Annotated in this window: 15 protein-coding genes; 7 read left to right on the top strand and 8 right to left on the bottom strand. The window is 70.2% G+C overall.

What is annotated here, in order from left to right; translation table 11 throughout:
* Window positions 1-132: 132 nt before the first annotated feature.
* From QSK18_RS20405 to QSK18_RS20390, 4 genes are all read left to right on the top strand, one after another.
* A complete protein-coding gene (locus QSK18_RS20405) occupies window positions 133-339 on the top strand; it encodes a hypothetical protein (RefSeq protein ID WP_285621851.1) in 207 nt (68 codons plus the stop codon).
* Window positions 340-368: 29 nt separating this feature from the next.
* Complete coding sequence (locus tag QSK18_RS20400) at window positions 369-1079, top strand: SDR family oxidoreductase (protein ID WP_285621848.1); 711 nt, start codon at window positions 369-371, stop codon at window positions 1077-1079.
* Window positions 1080-1162: 83 nt separating this feature from the next.
* Window positions 1163-3016: an ABC transporter ATP-binding protein gene (locus tag QSK18_RS20395; RefSeq protein ID WP_352396600.1), complete on the top strand. Its 1854-nt coding sequence runs from the start codon at window positions 1163-1165 to the stop codon at window positions 3014-3016.
* A gap of 404 nt (window positions 3017-3420) precedes the next feature.
* The gene (locus QSK18_RS20390) at window positions 3421-4200 is read left to right on the top strand and encodes a hypothetical protein (protein WP_285621836.1); all 780 of its coding nucleotides are present in this window, start codon (window positions 3421-3423) and stop codon (window positions 4198-4200) included.
* 1 nt (window position 4201) lies between these two features.
* Here QSK18_RS20390 and QSK18_RS20385 read toward each other — a convergent pair whose 3' ends face one another.
* From QSK18_RS20385 to QSK18_RS20365, 5 genes are all read right to left on the bottom strand, one after another.
* Window positions 4202-5284 (bottom strand): Gfo/Idh/MocA family protein, encoded by a 1083-nt coding sequence (locus tag QSK18_RS20385; protein ID WP_285621834.1) that lies wholly within the window; start codon window positions 5282-5284, stop codon window positions 4202-4204.
* Window positions 5285-5376: 92 nt separating this feature from the next.
* Window positions 5377-6750 (bottom strand): AAA family ATPase, encoded by a 1374-nt coding sequence (locus QSK18_RS20380; RefSeq protein ID WP_352396599.1) that lies wholly within the window; start codon window positions 6748-6750, stop codon window positions 5377-5379.
* Window positions 6751-6944: 194 nt separating this feature from the next.
* On the bottom strand, window positions 6945-8417 hold the full coding sequence (locus QSK18_RS20375; protein WP_285621826.1) for an FtsX-like permease family protein: 1473 nt from the start codon (window positions 8415-8417) through the stop codon (window positions 6945-6947).
* A complete protein-coding gene (locus QSK18_RS20370) occupies window positions 8414-9136 on the bottom strand; it encodes an ABC transporter ATP-binding protein (RefSeq protein ID WP_285621817.1) in 723 nt (240 codons plus the stop codon). Before QSK18_RS20370 ends, QSK18_RS20375 begins: the two co-directional genes overlap by 4 nt.
* Window positions 9133-9651 (bottom strand): PadR family transcriptional regulator, encoded by a 519-nt coding sequence (locus QSK18_RS20365; protein ID WP_352396598.1) that lies wholly within the window; start codon window positions 9649-9651, stop codon window positions 9133-9135. The genes QSK18_RS20370 and QSK18_RS20365 overlap by 4 nt, the downstream gene beginning before the upstream one ends.
* 214 nt (window positions 9652-9865) lie before the next feature.
* On the opposite strand from QSK18_RS20365, the gene QSK18_RS20360 reads away from it, so the two are divergent.
* Complete coding sequence (locus tag QSK18_RS20360) at window positions 9866-10162, top strand: hypothetical protein (RefSeq protein ID WP_285621815.1); 297 nt, start codon at window positions 9866-9868, stop codon at window positions 10160-10162.
* Between the two features lie 53 nt (window positions 10163-10215).
* Here QSK18_RS20360 and QSK18_RS20355 read toward each other — a convergent pair whose 3' ends face one another.
* The gene (locus QSK18_RS20355; RefSeq protein ID WP_285621812.1) at window positions 10216-10524 is read right to left on the bottom strand and encodes an ArsR/SmtB family transcription factor; all 309 of its coding nucleotides are present in this window, start codon (window positions 10522-10524) and stop codon (window positions 10216-10218) included.
* 132 nt (window positions 10525-10656) lie between these two features.
* Here QSK18_RS20355 and QSK18_RS20350 point away from each other — a divergent pair, with 132 nt between their 5' ends.
* Both QSK18_RS20350 and QSK18_RS20345 read left to right on the top strand, forming a co-directional pair.
* Window positions 10657-11385: a class I SAM-dependent methyltransferase gene (locus QSK18_RS20350; protein ID WP_285621809.1), complete on the top strand. Its 729-nt coding sequence runs from the start codon at window positions 10657-10659 to the stop codon at window positions 11383-11385.
* Window positions 11382-11573 (top strand): ferredoxin, encoded by a 192-nt coding sequence (locus QSK18_RS20345; RefSeq protein ID WP_285621804.1) that lies wholly within the window; start codon window positions 11382-11384, stop codon window positions 11571-11573. Before QSK18_RS20350 ends, QSK18_RS20345 begins: the two co-directional genes overlap by 4 nt.
* A gap of 55 nt (window positions 11574-11628) precedes the next feature.
* On the opposite strand, the gene QSK18_RS20340 is transcribed toward QSK18_RS20345, so the two are convergent.
* Window positions 11629-18150, bottom strand: a complete 6522-nt coding sequence (locus tag QSK18_RS20340; protein ID WP_285621802.1) for a non-ribosomal peptide synthetase — start codon at window positions 18148-18150, stop codon at window positions 11629-11631.
* A 17-nt stretch (window positions 18151-18167) separates the two neighbouring features.
* On the bottom strand, window positions 18168-19847 hold the full coding sequence (locus QSK18_RS20335; RefSeq protein ID WP_285621799.1) for a (2,3-dihydroxybenzoyl)adenylate synthase: 1680 nt from the start codon (window positions 19845-19847) through the stop codon (window positions 18168-18170).
* Window positions 19848-19906: the final 59 nt, after the last annotated feature.

Here is a 19906-nt window from a genome sequence, read left to right as displayed (position 1 = left end):
CTCTCAGGCTGCGGCTATGTCTGAGAACCCCTTTCCCAAAGGATCGGCTCGGCCCGGTCCGGATCTCTGACGATCCGGCTCTGGGCGTCTATCCACATGGTGGCGCGGTCCTTCAGCCTGTAGGTCGCCGCTGTGCAGGCTCTCGAGGGCGTGAATGTCTTCGAGCCGGGAACGGATCGCGTGTGCGTCATCCCGGACGTTGTCGTGGTCCGGACCGACCGGATCGTCCGGGTGCCCGGTCAGGGGGAGGGCGTGTTGCCGGACGGGCTGGAACTCGTCATTGAGATCACCTCTTCCAGCCGGGAGGTCGACCTGGGGTTGACACGGACTTGCCCCTGACGCCGGTGTCAGGTTCTAGCTTGGCCGACATGCAGATCAACGGAAAGAAAGCACTCGTCACCGGCGCCAACCGCGGCCTGGGCAAGGCCTTCGCCGAGGCCCTGGTGGCCCGCGGCGCCAGCACCGTCTACGCCAGCGCCCGTCGCCCCGAGCTCATCGACATCCCCGGCGTCACACCCCTGCGGCTGGACATCACCGACCCGGCCTCCGTGGAAGCGGCGGCGGCCGAGGTGGGCGACCTCGACATCCTGATCAACAACGCCGGGATCTCGACCGACGCCCCGCTGCTCGGTGCTTCCCTGGAGAACGTCCGTCGTGAGTTCGACACCAACTTCTGGGGCACCCTGAGCGTCACGCGTGCCTTCGCCCCCAGGCTGGCGGGCGGTGCGATCCTGAACGTCATCTCGGCGCTGAGCTGGTACGTCTTCGCCCCCGCGAACAACGGCTACGCCGCCTCGAAGGCCGCGGAATGGTCGCTCACCAACGGCGTCCGGCTGGAGCTGGCCGAGCAGAAGACCCAGGTGACCGCTCTGGCCCTGGCCATCGCGGACACCGACATGATGGCCGCCTACGACATCCCCAAGCTCGCCCCCAGCGAGGTGGTCGCCCTGGCCCTGGACGGCCTCGAGGCCGGCAAGCTGGAAGTGATCGGCGACGCGCCGACCGCCAACGTCAAGGCCTCGCTCGCCGGCGACCCGGCTCTGTTCTACGCCGACATTCCCGCGGCGCTCTTCGGCTGATCCTTGAGGCAGGGCGGGCCCGTCGTTGCGTCCAGACCGGTCACTGTGGGGCCGGCCGACCGCTAGGTTGCCTTTCCATGAGCATGGAAATGGCCGCCTGGTCGACGATCGCGGGCGCCCGGTCGGCCCGGGAACGGCAGCCGTTCCGGCCCGGCACCGTACGCCGCGTGGTCGCCATGGCTCGCGAGCGCTGGCGTCCGTTCGCCCTGTTCGTGGTGGGCAGCGCGGTGACCGCGGTGCTGTCGGTGGTCACCCCGCTCCTGGCCGGGTGGGTCGTGGACGCGATCGGCGAGCAGGACAGGGGCGCGGTGGTACGGCTGGCCCTGCTGATCGCCCTCATCGCGGTGGCCGAGGCGGTCCTGGGGGTGGCGGTGCGCTGGTTGTCGGCGCGCCTGGGTGAGGACCTGATCCTGGATCTGCGCACCCGGGTGTTCGACCACGTGCAGCGCATGCCGCTGGCCTTCTTCAACCGCACCCGCACCGGTGCCCTGGTCAGCCGGCTGAACAACGACGTCCTGGGGGCGCAGCGGGCCTTCAGCAACACCTTGTCGGGTATCGTCAGCAACCTGATCGCGGTCGCCCTGACCGGTGCGGTCATGATCGGGATCTCCTGGCCGGTGACGCTGCTGGCCCTGGTCCTGCTGCCGCTGTTCGTGGTGCCGGCCCGGATCATGGGCCGGCACCTGGCCCTGCTGTCCCAGGACGCCGCCCAGCTGAACGCGGCCATGATGACCCAGAGCACCGAACGCTTCTCGGCCAGCGGGGCCGCCCTGGTCAAGCTCTACGGGCGGCCGCAGGACGAGTCGCGGTTCTTCGCCGAGGCGGCCGGACGGGTGCGGGACATCGGGGTGCGCACGGCGGTACTGCAGACGGTGCTCATCACCTCCCTCACCCTGGTCTCCGCGCTGGCCCTGTCGCTGGTCTACGGAGTCGGCGGAGTGGCGGCGGTGACCGGGAGCCTGGAGACCGGCAGCATCGTGTCCCTGGCCCTGCTGCTGACCCGGCTCTACGCACCTCTGACCGCCCTGGCCAGTGCCCGCATCGACATCATGGGCGCACTGGTCAGTTTCGACCGGGTGTTCGAGGTGCTGGACCTGGTGCCGTTGATCCAGGAGGCTCCGGACGCCCGCCCGGTGCCCGAGGGACCGGTCAGTGTCGAGTTCCGTGATGTGCGCTTCGCCTACCCGAGCGCGGCGCAGGTCTCACTGGCCTCGCTCGAGGATGTCGCGACGCTGGAGACCCGCGGTGGGGCGGAGATCATCCACGGCGTGTCCTTCCGGGTCGAACCCGGTCAGGTGGTCGCGCTGGTGGGTTCGTCCGGGGCCGGGAAGTCGACGCTGGCGAACCTGCTGGCCCGGCTGTACGACGTCAGTTCCGGGCAGATCCTCGTCGGCGACAGCGATGTTCGGCAGTTGCAGACGGATTCGCTGCGCCGCACCGTGGGGGTGGTCAGCCAGGACGGCCACTTGTTCCATGAATCCCTGCGCTCCAACCTGCAGTTGGCCCGGCCCGGAGCGAGTGACGAGGAACTGCTGGACGCCCTGCGGCGCAGCCGGCTGGCCGATGTGATCGCCGGGCTGCCGGAGGGCCTGGACACGGTCGTGGGGGAGCGTGGGTACCGGTTCTCCGGTGGCGAGAGGCAGCGGCTGACCATCGCCCGGCTGCTGCTGGCGCAGCCCCGGGTGGTGGTCCTGGACGAGGCCACCGCACACCTGGACTCGGCCTCGGAGGCCGCCGTGCAGGCCGCCCTGGACGAGGCTCTCGAAGGCCGCACCGCCATCGTCATCGCCCACCGCCTGTCCACCGTCCGCTCGGCCGACCAGATCCTGGTGCTGGAGGCCGGGCGGGTGGTGGAGCGTGGTACGCACGACGAGCTGCTGGCCCTGGACGGGCGTTACGCCGAGCTGCACCGGACGCAGTTCGCGACCACGAACTGAATGCCCCCAAGCGGGGCCTGCAGGCCGGCTCCAGTCCGAGAACCGCGCGAACAGGTCCTGGATCGGCCAGTTTCAGGCGGCACCAGCCCACTGTCATCCCTTTTGCGATGTAGTCGGCTTGGCGCTCTCGAGGCGACCCCGGTCGTCCTCAATCAGCTTTCTGGTACCTGTCGCACGATGTCGGACGAACCGGGCTCGGGCAGAACACGATTGGGTGAGACGGCGACCACAGAGCGTGAGAAGCCGAGGGTGGAATAGGGGGAAAGGTTCGCTTTCGCACCAATGGTCGGCCCGGACTCACAGTTAATCTCAAGGAAACGCGGCGCCGGAGGGGTTTCCCGGTCGCCCTGCGCGCCTCTTGCATTCCGCAGGTGCGCTCCGAACCAGTGAACGGATCTGCTGCCATGTTCGCCCGTAGCCCGCGACGTCCTCGTACCCGCTTCCTGACCGCCGTCACGGCGGCCGCTCTGGGAGCCGCGGTACTGCTCACCGGCCCTGGTGGCGAGGGTGCTCAGGCGGCCGCCGCGCCCAGCGTGTCCGCGCCCCTGACCCAGGTTGCCCCGGCTGCCTACTCGGCCGCCGCGAAGACGCCGCTGCAGATCCTCGAGGCCGCCCGCAGGAAGGCCGGCAAGGCCAAGTCGGTGCGGGTCCAGGCCACGATCAGGCACACCGACGGCAACGTCCGGGTGGACCTGCGGGTCACGAAGGACGGCAAGGCCACGGGAAGCCTCTCCACGCCCGCGGACGGCTCGATGAAGCTGATCCTGGTCAGCCAGAAGAAGGGTTTCTTCAAGCCGGGCGCGGACATGCTCGAGAAGATCACCGGTGGCGACGCGCAGGCGAAGGCGCTGCTGGCCGGGCGGTGGATCGAGTTCCACCAGGGTGAGGGCCTGGACGACTTCTTCGGGCTGGCCTCGATGAAGACGTACACCCAGGACGTCTTCACCCTGTCCGGCCCGGAGAGCGGCCTGGTCAAGGTCAAGGGCCGGACGGTCAAGGGCTACAAGAAGACGATCGGCCTGAAGGAGCGGGGCGTCCAGGGAACGCTCCTGATCGCCGCGGACGGCACGGACCGGCTGGCCGGCTACCAGGACCCGCAGGGCCGGATGACTTTCACCGACTGGAACAAGAAGGTCGTGGTCAAGGCCCCGGCGAACCCGCTGAAGGCGGCCGACTTCTCCTGAATCAGCTCGTCCAAGGCACTCCCGAGACCTCGACCGTCCCGCCGGTGACCGCCGCCTGCTCCACGGCCAGGCTCACGGCGTGGTCGTGGCAGGCCTCGGCCAGGGGATAGGGCGCCGGGCCCTCGCCGCGCCGCCAGGCGGCCATGGCCAGCATCTGCGTCAGGATGGCGATCTCCTCGTCCGGCAGACGCAGCCCGACGAACGGGTTCTCCCACAGGAGCTGCCCGTCCAGGGCGATCCACTCGCTGTCGTAACCCTCCAGGTCCAGGTCGTACCCGCTCTGCCGGCGCAGCAGCGGTGAGGTGAGAACGCGCCCGTCCCAGCGGATCACGCTCTCGTCGTTGATCTCGCCGTGCGTGCCGCGGACGAGCAGCCGGCGCGAGCGCAGCCGGTTGTGCCACTGGTTGTCGGTGAAGTCGTACAGCCCCGAGCGTCCCGGCCCGAAGTCCAGGGTGGCGATCGTGGTGGTGGCCGGGTGCGGGCCCGGGTCTTCGCGCAGCCCCGCGCGGGTCATCGGGTCGAGCAACGGAGCGCTGGAGGTGGAGGCCCGCACCTGCACGTCGCCGAGCCCGGCCCCCAGGAAGGCCCGGATCAGGGCAATCGCGTGGTACTGGTGGGTGGAGGAGACGTGTACCGACGTCGGTGTCCCGATCAGCCCCCGCCGCGTGGCCTCCAGGCGAGCGGCATGCATCGGCATCAGCGGGTACTGCTCGGCGACCTGCACCAGTCCGCTGCCCCCGACCCGGTTCCACAGTTCCTTCAGCGCGGGAAGGTCGGGGGCCGGCGGGGTCTCACTGAGCACGGCGACGCCGGCTGCGACCACCTGTTCCAGCACCCCGGGGTTGGCGTCCCAGGTGACCGAGCTGATCACGAAAGCCGGATCCGTCTGGGCGATCATCTCGTCCACGGCACCGAAGACGGGTACTTCCCAGCCCAGCCGACGGGCCTTGTCGGGGCTGCGCGAGACCACCCCGGCCAGTTGCAGGGCGTCGGGCCGGAGCCGGGCCAGGCGAACGAAGAACGCCGCCCGCCATCCGGTGCCGACCACGCCGAAGCGGACGGGTGACTCTGGGCTCTGGCTCACAGTTAGCTCCTTCGAGAGAGGGCCCGACCGTAGTGAGGGTGGCATGCCGCCAGATCGGCCTGGGCACCGGCCTGTCCGGTAGGAACCGCCGGCTACGTCGCCGCGGAATACAGGCGCTCGACATCAACCAGCAGGATGCTGTCGTCGTTCGCGGCTGCGGCCTTCAACTCGTCTGTGAAGCCGGCCCCGCCGTAGACCGTCAGTACTGTTTTGCTGGTGTCAAAACCTTTGGCCTGCAGTAGGTCACGAGCAGTGGCGAGACGAGCGACGTGATGGCGCCCGATGACCTCCCCCCATTTGGCCTCGCCCAACGACAGGACGGGGCGCGCTCGGTTGCCCTCCTGCGCTGCCAGTGCGACCACGTCGATCTCGATCTGGGAGCGGTTGGCGGGGTCGTTGACCGTCGCGGATCCGACCTCGGAGGGTTGCTCGGTGAACAGGTCGTCTCCCGACTCAAGGGTGAAGGCCCGGGCGAGGGACTCGAAGTGTGGGCCGACCACCTGGGTGAGGAAGGTCTGCCGGGTGCTGGCCCAGACCCGCTCGGCCCGGTGGATCTCCAGTTCCGCCCAGCGCTTACGCATGATCGCTTCGTAGAAGGTGATGAGCGGTTCGACGATGCGGTAGCGGGACCGGCCGGGACGGAACAGGTCCGGTTCGCGGGCGATCAGCGCGCAGTCCTCCAGAACGTTCAGCGGATGCGTGATCTGGTCCGACTTGCGGCCGATGAAGCCGGCGATCCCGCCGTTGGTGTTGTTTCCCGAAGCGATTGCGGCGAGCACCGAGTGGTAGAGAGCTGGATCGCGGATGGCAGCCTCTTCGGCCAGCAGGTAGCGGGCCTCCCGGAACAGAGGCGTCTGAGGGTTCAGGACGGTTCGGATCACCCAGGCATCAAAATCCTCGATCGACGCAGGGACGTCCCCTCGGGTGAACTCGTAGCGGTAGGCGGGCGTGCCTCCGGCGACGGCATGGACCAGAACGGCCAGTCGGGGGTCGGTGATCCCCCAGAACTGCGCGGCCTCGCGGTAGCGGAACGGTTGCATGACGAGTTCGAGGCTGGACCGCCCGCGCAGTGGCGCCTGGCCGGACAGGAGGCCGCCCATGACGGACATCGCCGAGCCGCACAGCACCAGGCGCACCGAACTCGAGCGGCCGCTGCCTCCCGGGCCCAGTTCGCGCTGAATGATCGACGGGAGGGCCGGGGAGGCCTTGGTCAAGAAGGGGAATTCGTCGATGACGACCACCGTCGGCCGCCCCTTCAGGCTCCGGAACATGTGCGCTATGGCGTCGTTCCAGTCCCGGAACGGCTCGGCGATGAATTGCTGGGTGTGTCTGGCCAGGGCTTCGGAGAACAGGCGGAGGGACTCGGCCTCGGTGGCCTCGGTGGCCGCGAAGTACAACCCGTCGGCCTGCTCGACAACGGCTTGCAGCAGGAAGCTCTTGCCTTGCCGACGCCGACCGCTCACCACGCCCAAGGACGCAGCGTTCTGGGTCGCGGCCAGGGGGCTGTCGGCGAAGGAGACCAGGCCCTGCCACTCACGGGCCCGGCCGAAGATCTGGGGCGGCTTGTTCACGGCGACCTTCCAAGAGTTGCAGAAGTATAGTTCCCAGAAGTATATCTCTGTGAAAGGATCAGCTGGCTCTCAGCAGGACTCGCACCGCATCACTCAGCCCGCAGCTCGGCCGGATCGGTGCTGCGCCGCAGCAGCGGCAGGGTGAGCAGGATCAGCAGCAGAACGACCAGCAGGGTGCCGAAGCTGGCCGCAGCCAGGCCGGCCCAGGGCACGCCCACCTCGAACTCGGCACCGTTGTTGCCGACGGTGGTGCCCAGCGCGCCTCGAGCCGCGAAGATGCCTGCTGCGGTGGCCGCCAGCACCGCGGGCACCAGGGGAGCCATCGACTCGATCACGGTGGCCCGGGCCAGCACCGAGCGTGGGACGCCCACGGCGGCGAGGCTGGCCAGCATGCGCCGCCGGGTCAGCACGCTCTCCACGCAGCCGACCAGCAGACCGGCCGCAGTGATCAGCGCACCTACCGCGAAACCCAGGTCGACCAGAGCCAGAGCCCCTCGGTAGAACGAGCCGTTGGTCTGGAACAGTGCCTCGTCCCGCTCGACGCCGGCCAGGAGGTTGGCCCCGAAGCCCTGGGTGAAGGCCCACAGCAGCACCACCAGCAGCAGGGCGGCATTGGTGCGCGCACTCTGGCTGGGGGAGGCCAGCAGCCGGCGCCCGGCGATCAGCAGGCTGGGCCGCTCGCCGAAGCGCACCAGCAGCCGGCCGATGGCTGCGGCCAGAGCAGTGGTGCTCATCAGCAGGCCGATGCCGGTGACCAGGAACAGGACCAGGAAGAGCAGACCGATCCCGGCCGCGGCACCGTCTTCCAGGCCCAGGACGTCGACAACGGTGGAGAAGCTGGCCAGCGCCAGCGTTCCCCCGGCGAACAGCAGCAACGCCGTGAAGCGGCTGGGGCGGTGCTGCTCGCGGTGGACCACCCCGAACGGTGAGAACGTGACCCCGCGCAGCGCGTAGACCGCGAAAAACGTTGCCAGCAGCGGAATGACCACCACGACCAGGACGAGCACGGGGGTGGAGGGCAGGACATCGGTGGGGAAGCGCAACGCCGGGCCGGTGTACTCGCGTTCGGTGTAGCCGTCCTGCTCCTGCAGCCGGTAGGTGGCGGTGACCGGATTGCCGAGGAGCACCCGCAGGACGAAGAACGCGCCGGTTCCCAGGACCGCCCCCAGAGCGGCGGCCAGCCCGGTCTCGGCGGCAGCGATGCGCACCACGTCGAACGGCGTACCGCCCTGCATCCGGACGGCCGCGAGCCGGCGGTCGCGGGCCGGGGCCCCGATCCGCGAACACTGGCCGACGAAGCCCAGAATCGGCACGCACAGCAACAGGAAGGCGATCACGATGCCCGGGTGCAGGCCGGGCTGGTTGAGCAGGTCGCTGGTGTAGGGCCCGTCGCCGTGACCGGCGGCCGCCACCGTGGCCGCGGCCAGCAGGGACATGGTGCCCAGGGCCGCACCCACCGCGGTCAGGACGATCCGGGTGCCGTCGTCTCGGCCGCCCTTGCCGGCCAGCCACAGCACCGTCCGCCAGGACATCCGGCCGTCGCGACGGGGCGAGGTGCTCATCGAAGACCGCCCGCAGCAGTTCCCGGCGTGTACGGGTCGCCCTCGAGCCGGCCGTCCGGGCCCTCGACGAGTCCGTCCCGCACCACCACCTCGCGGTCGGCGTAGGCCGCCACCTTGGCATCGTGGGTCACGATCAGCACGGTGGTTCCGACCGACTTGGCCACGTGCACCATCTGCGCCATCACGGCCTCCCCGTTCACACTGTCCAGGGCGCCGGTGGGCTCGTCGGCGAACAGCACCCTCGGCCCGGTGACCAGCGAGCGCGCGGTGGCCACCCGCTGGGCCTGACCACCCGACATCTGCCCCGGCCGCTTGCCGGCCAGCTCCTGCACCCCCAGCCGCTCCAGCCAGGACGAGGCGGTTCGCATCGCTTCGCGGCGGCGGGCTCCGGCCAGCAGCAAGGGAAGGCCGACGTTCTCGACGGCGGTGAGCTCGGGCACCAGCTGGCCGAACTGGAAGAGCACGCCGAAATCGGTGCGGCGCAACCGGGAACGCTCGGAGTCCGAGGCGGTGTCCAGCCGTTTGCCGGCGAAGTGGACCTCCCCGGAATCCGGTCGCAGGATGCCCGAAAGGCACAGCAGCAGAGTGGACTTGCCGGATCCGGAGGCCCCGGTGACGGCGATGACCTCACCCCGGTCGGCGGCGAACGAGATTCCCCGCAGGGCCGGTGAAGCCCCGTACGACTTGACCACCGCCCGGCAGCTCAGCAGTGGGTTCATGAGTTGATCTCCTTGTCCAGAAGTGAGACCCGGGTCAGGGCGTTGTCCATCCACCGCAGGTCGGCGTTCAGGTGCTCGATGGCGTAGTCGGCCTCCAGCACCATCACCAGGCTGCTGGCCGGGTTGGTCTTGACCTGCGTGTACTCGCGCATGCGCTGCAGGTGCGCGGCCCGCTGCCGGCGCAGGTAGCCGCGCGCGCCGTCCTGGCCGGCGGTGAGCAGGAACAGCGTCACCTTGATCGCCAGGGGGTTGGAGACGAACGGGCTGGGCGGTTCCACTTCCTGCAGCCAGGCGGCCAGTTCGTCCTGCCCGGACTCGGTGAGCGTGTACGTGGTGCGGTCGGGCCCGGCGACCCGCTCGGGCTCGCCCGCCACGACCAGCCCGTCGCGGGCCAGGCGGGCCAGCGTGGCGTAGACCTGGGCACTGGCCAGCGGCCGGGCCGCCGGGAAACGCACGTCGTACGAGCGTTTGAGCTCGTAGCCGTGCTGTTCCCCGGCCGTCAGCAGGCCGAGCATGACGTATTTCAGCGAGGACACAGCGGAACTATAAACCGAGTTGCTAGTCGGTTGGCTACCCCCGGCGGGACCGGAGCGGTTCCGCGCTGCGCCTGAGAGTGACTCTCAGTTGCATAGTCATATTGCAATGTTTGCATGTATCTGGTCCACTTCTCTCGGGCCCACTCCCGGGCCGCAGCGGCCGCAGGGTCGCCGAACGAGAGGAACGGGCCTGATGAGCGTCATCGACACGCATGCCGAGCACTCGGTCACCGAGCACCGTCACGGTGCCGACTGCGGACACGAGGCCGTCCAGCACGGCGACCACGTGGACTACCTGCACGGCACGCACCGTCACGCCGAGCACGACGGCCACTATGACGAGCACGAGTCGCCGGCCGAGCACAGCACCGCCGACCACACCCACGGCGGCGACTGCGGCCACGCGTCGGTCGAGCACGGCGACCACGTCGACTACGTGCACGACGGCCACCGTCACGCCGTTCACGGGGATCACTACGACGAACACTGAGACTGTGTCCGGTGAATGAGGCGGCCCGACGGCTGCCTCGTTCACCAGGCCGCTCACTCCTCCAGGACGTGGGCGACGGCGTCGGCGATCACGTGCGTGACGTGGGTGTCGGCGATCTCGTAGGTGACTTCCTTGCCGCTGCGCTCGGCGGTGACCAGGCCGCCGTGCCGCAGGGAGCGCAGGTGCTGGGAGACCAGGGGCTGGGACATGTCGGTCAGGTCGGCCAGTTCACCCACGGTGCGGGGCCGGTCGCCGATCAGGCGCAGCAGCCTCAGCCTCGACTCGTGCCCGAGGATCTTGAACAACTGGGCGGCCTCGGCCAGCCCCGGTTCCGCCTGCACCACAGTCACTCCAGCGTCCACATAAACAGTTTGCAATACGTTGAACTGTACCCCGGGCGATCGCATTGAGAATGATTCCCAGTAAAGCTACTGTGGCGTCAATGATCGATCCGACCGCCCGGAAGGCCCGCGATGAGCAGTGACCATGGCCCGGTGAGCGACCCGTACGCGGCCACCGCCGGCGCCTACGACCTTTTCAACGCGGCCGCCCGGGCCGGGCAGATGGATGCCTTGCAGGTGTGGCTGCCCCTGGTCAGGCCCCGAACGGGGCCGGTGCTGGATGTCGGGGCCGGTTCCGGCCTGAACGTGGCCGAGGTTCTGGAGTGCGTTCCCGGGGCCGAGGTGCTGGCTCTGGAGCCCAGCGCGGCCATGCGCTCCCTGCTCCTGACCCGGATCGCGGCCCGGCCGGACTGGCATGCCCGGGTCACGGTGCGGCCGGAGGACTTCTTCTCGGCGCCCTTGCCGCAGCAGATCGGTGGTGCGGTATTGCTCGGCGTGCTGGGGCATTTCGACCCGGGGGAGCGACTGGCCCTGCTGGCCGAACTGGCTGACCGGCTGCCGGTGGGCGGGGCCGCGCTGATCGATCTCCAGGCTCCGGAAAGCCCGCGGCGCATCGAGCCGTTCGAATTCAGGGCCGCGACCGTGGGGCAGCTGACCTACAAGGTCATCGGTGAGGCCTGGCCGCTCGAGGGTGAGGTGATGCGCTGGCGCATGAGCTATCTCACGCTCGAGGGCGAGCGGGTGCTGGTCGAGGAGACCACCGAGCACCGGTACCGGCATCCGGCCGTCGATGACGTCGTTCGGGAGGCCACGTCGGTGGGGCTGGCGCTGGAGCGGCTTGGGCAGAGCACCTTCTGGATGCTGAGAAAGGCGCAGGCGTGAAGGTTCTGGTGGACAAGAACCGGTGCATCGGCGCCGGGCAGTGCGTGCGGTGGGCGCCGGAGCAGTTCGATCAGGACGAGGAGACCGGGCTGGTCCGGCCGGTCGCCGACCTGATCGACGGCGATCTGAAGGGGGTCGGCGGGGCGGTGAAGGCCTGCCCCTCCGGAGCCATCCGTTTCCAGGACTGAGCCGGGCAGAACGAGAAGGGGCCGGTGGGCGACCACCGGCCCCTTCTCGCTTCGCTCACAGCGTTCCTTCGTCCACCTCCATCCCCGCGGCCTCGACGAGCCGGGCCAGCGCGGCCAGGGTCGGGGTGGCGAACAGGTCCCGGGCCGAAATCGGTACGGCGAACCGCTCACGCACCGTGGCCACGAGTCTCAGTGCGGCCAGGCTGTCGCCCCCGGCAGCGAAGAAGCCCTGTTCCGGGTCGACCTCACGGTTACCGGTGGCCTCGATCCACAGCGGGCTCAGGGCCGTTTCGATCTCCGACAATGGACGTCCGTGAGCGCCTTCGGAGGCGCCGGTGGCTTCCGCGAGGGTCAGGAGAGCGGCCCGGTCGACCTTGCCGTTGGGAGTGAGTGGCACCCGCTCGACGAAGCTGATGCGAGACGGAACAGCGTGCGCCGGCAGCACTGCCCGCAGCGCCTGGCGGATGGACTGGCTGTCTCCGGACGGGCATTCCAGCACCGCATGCAAGGTGCGCCGGTTACGCGGCCCCGGGGCAACTACCACCGCTCGCTCGACCCCGGCCAGGCTTTCCAGCGCGGCCTCCACCTCGCCGAGCTCGAGACGGTGTCCGTTGACCTTGACCTGATGATCGGTGCGCCCCAGGAACTCCAACGTCCCATCGGCCCAGAAACGACCCAAGTCGCCGGTGCGATACCAACGCTCGCCCGCTACGTCGACAAATCGCTCTGCTGTACGCACCGGATCGCCGAGATACCCACGGGCCACCCCGCGTCCCCCGATCCACAACTCGCCGGCAACACCGTCGGGAGCATCCCGCCCGGCCGGGTCGACCACCCGGTAACGCTGCCCGGACAGGGCAGATCCGTAGGGGACGGACGTCCAGTGCGACGGGATCCCGGCCACGTCGTAGGCGTTGGACCAGATCGCCGCTTCGGTGGCCCCACCCAGAGCGACCAGGTGAGCCGTACCGCGGCTCGCCGTGCGCAGTTTCCCGGCCAGGTCCAGGCCGACCCAGTCGCCCGAGACCAGGGCCAGGCGGAAGGTGTCGGGCAGGTCGCCCTCGCCCAGAAGCAGGTCCAGCAGCGCAGGAACGGTGTTCCACAACGTCACGCCGTGCTGGTGCACGTGACTCAGCCAGCGGGCCGGATCGCGGCGTTCCTCCTCGCTGGGCAGCACCAGCGTGCCGCCGGCGCCCAGCACACCGAAGATGTCGAACACCGACAGATCGAACTCGAGGGCGGAAAGACCCAGCACGCGGTCGTTCTGGTTGATCTGATAGCGGGAGACGATGTCCCGGCAGGTGTTCGCGGCCGCATCGTGCGTGATCTCCACGCCCTTGGGTTCGCCGGTGGAGCCCGAGGTGAAGATGACGTAGGCCAGGTCACTCGGAGCCGCCTGCACCGGAGCCCGGCGCGAGGCGCCGGACAGATCAGCCGGGTCGATGCTGGGTGGGCCGGTCGGCGCTGCCTCGTCCGTGATCACGTAGTGGGTTCTGGCGAAGAGCATCTCGCGTCGCGTGGCTGGTGCGGTGCGGCTGACCGGCACATAAGCCGCCCCTGCGGCCAGCACTCCCAGGGCGGCGGTCACCTGGCCCGGGCCCTTGGGCAGGCTCACGGCCACCAGATCGCCCCGCCGGACGCCGTTCTGGGCGAGCAAGCCTGCCCAGCGTTCGATGTCGGCCTGTAGTTCACCGAAGGACGTGGTGGGCGCGCCCGGTTCGTCGGCGGCCACCAGTGCGCAACGATCGGGATGTTGAGCAGCCTGCTCCAGGATCGGGACGAGCAGGGTGGCTGGAGGGCCGCCGTCACCGGTGGCCGAAACCTGCTCGCGCACCCGACGTTGCGCCGGTGGAAGAAGATCGGGCTCATCGTCCCAGTCGTGATCGGCCAGCCAGGTGAGCAGCCGCAGATAGACCTGGAACATCTCCTCCACCACACCGTCGGCCAGCACCCCCTGGGCCGAGTCCCAGGTGATCTGCAGCCCGCCTCGCGAGGGCAGAACCTGGTTGTCCAGGCAGACCTGCGGCGACTGGGACAGGCCCCAGACCGGCTGCGGGAAGCCTTCTGAGCGGTCCATGCTGACGTGTTCGCCCACCCCGACCGCACTGGTGAACACCACCGGCACGGGCTGGCCGTCACCGCTGGCGGAGGCCAGACGGCGCAGCAGCCACGAGGCCGGGACCTCACTGTGATCCAGGTCCTCACCGGTGCGACGGTGAACCGCCCGCACGGCCTCGGTGAAGCTCGTGTCTGCCCCCCTTTCGTAGCCGGCCGGGGCCAGGGAGGTGAAGTCGCCCACCGCCAGGTCGATCTGCGGGTGAACCGGACGGCGCTCGAAGCGGGTGAGGGTGACTGTGACGCCGGTACTGCCGCTCCAGTGGGCCAGGACCTCCCCATAGGCCGCGAACAGGACTGAGGGTGTAGTGACCTTCAGGGCGCGGGCCCGGTTCTGCAGCGCTTGCCAGACGTTCGGCGGAAGGAGGTGCTGGCGGCGCTCGAAGACCGGGACGTCGATGGGGTGCGGCGCCCGGGGCAGGGCAGGGGCCGGTGGCAGTTCGGCCAGACGGTTCTCCCAGTGCCGCAGGTGTTCCGGGTTAGGTTCGCGGTCGGTGTGCGCCACAACGTAGTCGCGGAACGAGGGCCCGACCGGCCCGAGGTCCGCCTCCGGATCGTGGTAGAGGCGGTCCAGCTCGGTCAGCACACGCATGATCGACAGGGCGTCCAGCACGATGTAGTCGTAGCCCAGGCCCAGCCGGGTGCGGACCTGCCCGTCCTGGTGGTAGCGCACCGCCTCGATCTCCACCAGCGGCCCACGGGCCAGATCGACCAGACGGTGCGACATCCGCGATCGCAGTTCGGCCAGAACCGGCGCCGCGTCGGTGCCCGGGGGCACGTCGTGCACCGCGATCCGGGTCGGCGCGGGGTCTTCGTTCACCCGCTGCCGGCCGTCGACGACGACCGCGCGGAGCATGTCGTGACGGGCCTGGACGATGTCCCAGGCCTTCTGCATCCGGCCGAGATCCACGTCAGGGCCGTCGAACTCGTTGTACTGCCAGGTGCCCACGCCGCCCAGGGGGAGTTCCGGACTGCGTCCGATCAGATAGGCCTTTTGGACGTCGGTGAGCGGGAAAGGCGCGAAGCGGCCAGTGGGGTCGCTGGTCAGGGTGGTGGACGCGGGTGCGGCCGGGGTGCCCAGGGACAGGTGCGCGCACAGGTCGGCCAGTTTCGGGTGGCTGAAGACGGCGCCCAGACCGGCACCGCGTACGCCCGCCTGGTTCAGGGCCACGAGCAGGCGGGTGGCCAGGAGGGAGTCGCCGCCCAGGGCGAAGAAGTCGTCCTCGCGGCTGATCTGGTCCGCACCGAGGAGAGTGCGCCAGGCCTGGGCCACGACCCGCTCCACGTCGGTGCGGGGCGGCTCTCCGGTCGCGGAGGTCGGGGTCGCGTGGGCGGCCAGCAGCAGAGAACGTACTGCGGCCCGGTCGATCTTGCCGTTGCGGGTCAGTGGGAGCGCCTCAGCGGTGACGAACCAGGCGCACCGCATGTGCGGGGGCAGGTGTTCGTGCAGCCAGTTGCTCAGATCGCCGGGACCGGGCCGGTCCGCGACCACCAGCGCCGCCAGTTGCACGCCCGGGCCGGTGCCGATCGCCTGCACCGAAGCGGCTTCCACATCGGGATGGGCGGTGAGCACGACCTCGATCTCACCCAGCTCGATCCGGTGGCCACTGACCTTGACCTGGTGATCGGCGCGACCGGCGAACTCCAGCGCTCCGTCGGCCCGGACCACCGCCAGGTCGCCCGTGCGGTACCACCGGCGCCCTTCGGCCTCGACGAATCTTTCGGCCGTGCGCTCCGGATCGCCGCGGTAGCCGCGGGCCAGACCAACGCCGCCCATCCACAGCTCACCCACCACGTCCTGCGGCCGGTCCCGCCCGTCGGCGTCGACCACACGGCAGGCCACGCCGTCGAGCGGCAACCCCCAGGGCAGGCTCGGACTGGCCGGATCGATCTCGTCACCGGGCCGCACCTCGAACACCGTCGAGTGGATGGCGGCCTCGGTCATGCCGCCCAGTGCAGCGAACCGGGCGGCCGGGGCCAGCGTGTGCAGGCGGCCCGGCAGGTCACCGGTCACCCGGTCGCCGCCCAGCAGGACGGTGCGCAGTGGGAATCCCGTGGGGCCGGCGTGCTCGGCGGTACGCAGCAGCAGGTCGAAGATCGGCGGCACGGTGTTCCAGACGGTGACCCGGTGCCGGGTCACGGCGGCGTACCAGGCCACCGGGTCGGCCCGGTGCTCCTGGGGCAGCACCACCAGCGTGCCCCCGGCCGAGAGCAGGCCGAACACGTCGTAGACGGACAGGTCGAACTCCAGCGCCGACAGTGTCAGGACACGGTCGTCCGGGCCGATGCCGAAGCGCTCGTTGATCGAGTCGATGGTGTTGGCGGCCGCCGCGTGCGAGATCTCCACCCCCTTGGGCTCGCCGGTGGAGCCCGAGGTGAACAGCACGTAGGCAACGTCGTCGGCCGAGGCCAGGTCGGCGCCGATCGGGCTGTGGGCGGCCTCGGTGGGCACGAACACCGGCCGGGCCCCGGCCGGCTGGACGAGCCCGGCGTGGGCCGGGTCGGTCAGCGCCACAACGGCCCCCGAGGCCCGATGGATACGGGCCCGGCGGGTGGCCGGCTGGTCGATGCCGACCGGCACGTAGGTACAGCCGGCCAGCAGCACCCCCAGAGCAGCCACAATCTGCTGCGGTCCCTTGGGCAGGGTGATGACGACGCTGTCGCCCGGCCTCACCCCGGCCTCGGCCAGTTCGCGCGCGGTCAGGGCGGCCAGGTCGTGCAGTTCGGCGTAGCTGAGCACCTCGTTGCCGAAGAGCACAGCGGGCCAGTGCGGATCACGGCGCACCTGTTCCAGGAAGCCGGCCTGCAGCAGACGCGGACGATGAGCGCGCGCGGTCGCGTCCAGCCCCCGCCGGGCCTGCACCTGTTGCTGGGAAAGGTCCGCAGCACCCGGGCGCTCCCAGGCCGCCGGGTCGACGGCCAGCGCGGTGACCAGCCGCTGGTAGGCGTCGAAGGCGGCCCGGGCCGGCTCTTCGCGCAGCGCGTCCAGCCGCACGTCCCAGTTCAGCAGGAGCCCGCCGTCGTGCTCGGTGACCTGGGCGTCCAGCCACACCTGCGGGCCCTGCGAGACCGTCCACACCGGCGAGCCGAAACACGAGCGCACCTGTGGGCCGTAGATCTCACCCAGGCCCACGGCGCTGGTGTACACGACCGGTGCCAGCACCGTGCCGCCGCGCAACCGGGCCAGGTCACGCAGCACCTCCACGCCACCGTAACTGCCGTGCGCGACCGCCGCGTGCAGGTCGGTGCGCACCTGGCGGGCCCGGTCGGCGAAGCTCAGGCGGCCCGACACATCCACCGCCAGCAGGACGGACGAGGAGAAGTCACCGAGCAGACTGTCAACATCGGCCACGATCGGGCGCCGGTTGAACAGGGGCAGGTTCAGCAGGAACTCGGGCTGCTCGCACCAGGTGCCGATGCTTTCGGCGAAAGCCGTTGCCAAGGCCGCGGCCAGGGTGACGCCGTGGGCCGCCGCCGCCCGGTTCAGCGCCGCGGTGGTCGCCGGACTGGCCCAGTGGTGCAGCCGCACGCTGCGGGCCGCAGTGCCGGGGGCACCGGCGTCCGGCCGAAGCGGGAGCATCGGGGCGCCGGGCAGGTCAGGGGCGCGCTCGGCCCACCACGATCGGTCTTCGGCCCGGCGCTCGTCCGGCGCGGCCGAAAGATACTGCCGATAGGTGGATCCGGGGGCCGGGGCTGCCCAGTCCGGATCGGCGTAGGCCCGGGCCAGATCGGCCATCAGCACGCGCAGGCTGAGCGCATCGGCGGCAATCATGTCCAGATCCACGTGCAGACGGGTGGCGCCGTGCGGCAGCAGGCTCAGCTGGAGATCGAGAACCTGGCCCTCGTCCACCGCCATCCGCCGATGGGTCAGGCGCTCGCGGGTCTGCTCCAGGGTTCGCTGCAGTTCGTCCCGGCCCAGGGCGCGCAGGTCGTGCACGGTGATGTCGGCCTGCTCGGCGGTGGATGCGGGTGCCGTCCACTGCCGGCCTTCTGGAGTGATCCGCATCCGCAACATGGCGTGCCGGGCCACGATCCGGCGAAGGGCACCGCGCAACCGGCCCGGATCGACGCCGTGCCCGTCCAGTTCGACGTAGAAGTGCGCGGCCACCCCGCCGAAGGGCTGCCCGTCCTGCCGGCCCACCCAGTAGGCGTGCTGCAAGGTGGCCAGCTCGAAAGGTTCCCCATCGGCCTCGTCGGCCAGTCCGTGCGGCTCGGGCGGGACCGGTCCGGGCGCGGCAGCGGCCGAGCGGGACAGGGCCTGGCGCCAGCCGGCCGGGGTGGGGTTCTCGACCAGGTCGGCGAAGCCCACCTCGAACCCGGCCCGGCGCCAGCGACCGATGAGCCGGATCACGGTCAGGGAGTCGAGGCCGAGCTCGAAGAGGTCGCTCTGGTCGTCGAACTCGGACGGGTCGAGCTGCAGCGCGGCAGCCAGGTCGGCGATCGGGTCGGACTGGACGGTCACGGGTTTCCCTTCGGTGGTCATCGGGCCAGCCGGGCCCGGAGCGCCTGTTTGTCGACCTTGCCGACGGGCGTCAGGGGCATGGCGTCGATGCTGTGAACTCGCTGCGGTGCCTTGTAGGCGGCCAGTCCGCGCTCGCGCAGATGGGTGGCCAGGGTGCGGACCGTGGGGGCGGGGCCGTCGTGGACGAGTACGGCCACCGCGGCCTCGCCCCAGTCCGGATCCGGCAGTCCGACGATCGCGGCCGCCTTCACCCCGTCGAGGTCGAGCAGGTGCTCCTCCACCTCGACGGCCGCGTACTTCTCACCTGCGCGGTTGATCTGGTCCTTCACCCGGCCGACCACGACCACGGGTCCGGAGGGCAGTCGGCGGACCTCGTCGCCGGTGCGGTAGAAGCCCTCGGAAGTGAAGGCCGAGTCGGCCGCCGGGGCGTTGTAGTAGCTGCGCAGGGTGTAGGGCCCGCGCACGAGAAGCTCACCGCTCTCGGCCGGTTCGGTGGTGCCGGGCCGGACGATGAGCAGTTCGTCGTCCTCGCAACCGGGCCGACCCTGCGTGGTGGCGACGAGTTCGGGGTCGTCGTCGAGCGCGGTGTAGCAGATCAGCCCCTCGGCCATGCCGTAGACCTGCTGGATCGTGGCCCCCAGGGCCGGCCCGGCCCGGCGGGCCAGTTCGTCGGGCAGTCGGGCCCCGCCGACCTGGACCACCTGCAGGGTGGCCAGTGCCTCACGACGGGTCTCGGCCTCGGTGAGCCAATGGGGGACGAGGGCCGGCGTCAGGGCGGTGTGGGTCACCTTCTCGGTGGCGATCAGGTCGAAAGCCGTGGCTGGGCTGGGATCGGGCGCCAGTACGACGGTGCCGCCGACCGAGAGGGTGCCCAGGATTCCGGGGCAGGCCAGGGTGAAGTTGAAGCCGGCCGGGAGTACCGCGAGATAGACCGTGGCGGAGTTCATTGCGGCTGCGCGCACGCCGAGCCGGACGTTGAGGTCGTAGTCGGTGTGGCTGCGGGGAATCAGCTTGGGCCGGCCGGTGGTGCCGCCGGAGATCAGCAGCAGCGCGAGGTCACCGGCGGCCGGGCCGTGCGGGTCGTCCGGATCGGGCTCGGCCACCGGGAGCAGGCGTGCGTCCGTGGAATGGCTGAGGCCGGCCGACACAGGTGCGGCGGACGGCGCCGGGGCGAGTCGGCAGAGCTCGGAAAAGGCAGTGCCCCCGGACTCACCCGGCTCGCCGACGACCACCACCTCGGGAACCGCCAGCCCTCTCCTGCCCAGTTCGGCTCCTACCTCCACGGCCATGGTCCGGAAGTCGAACCGGCCCTGGCGTTCGCCCACCACCAGTGCAGCTGCCCCCGAAGTAGCAGCCAGGTGGACGATCTCGTCGCGGCGGTGGGCCGGCATGGCATGCACCGGCACGGCGCCCAGGCGTTGCAGGCCGAACCACACCTGCAGGAACTCCACCTGGTTGGGCAGCTGGACCACCACCCGGTCGCCGCGCCCCACCCCGAGCCGGGCGAACCCGGCGGCGACGCGGTCGGCGTTCTCGTCCAGCTCCTGGTAGGTGAGCCGTTGACGTGGGTCGACCACGGCCACGGTATCGGACCAGAGCCGGGCCCAGCGTCGCAGTGATCCGCTGAAAGTAACGGGTCGCCAATGTTTTACATAGTGCTGCGGGATTGTCAAGAAATCGGTCCCCGTCCGGTTCATCCCCGTTCCCCTCTGGCGCGATCGTGCTCGGTTGTGCTTGCATGAGGCCACCTGAAGGT

The organism is Kineosporia sp. NBRC 101677, assembly GCF_030269265.1.
Lineage (GTDB): Bacteria > Actinomycetota > Actinomycetes > Actinomycetales > Kineosporiaceae > Kineosporia > Kineosporia rhizophila.
The sequence above is the reverse complement of the archived record's forward strand: the minus strand, read 5'-3'. Positions and strand labels throughout refer to the sequence as shown.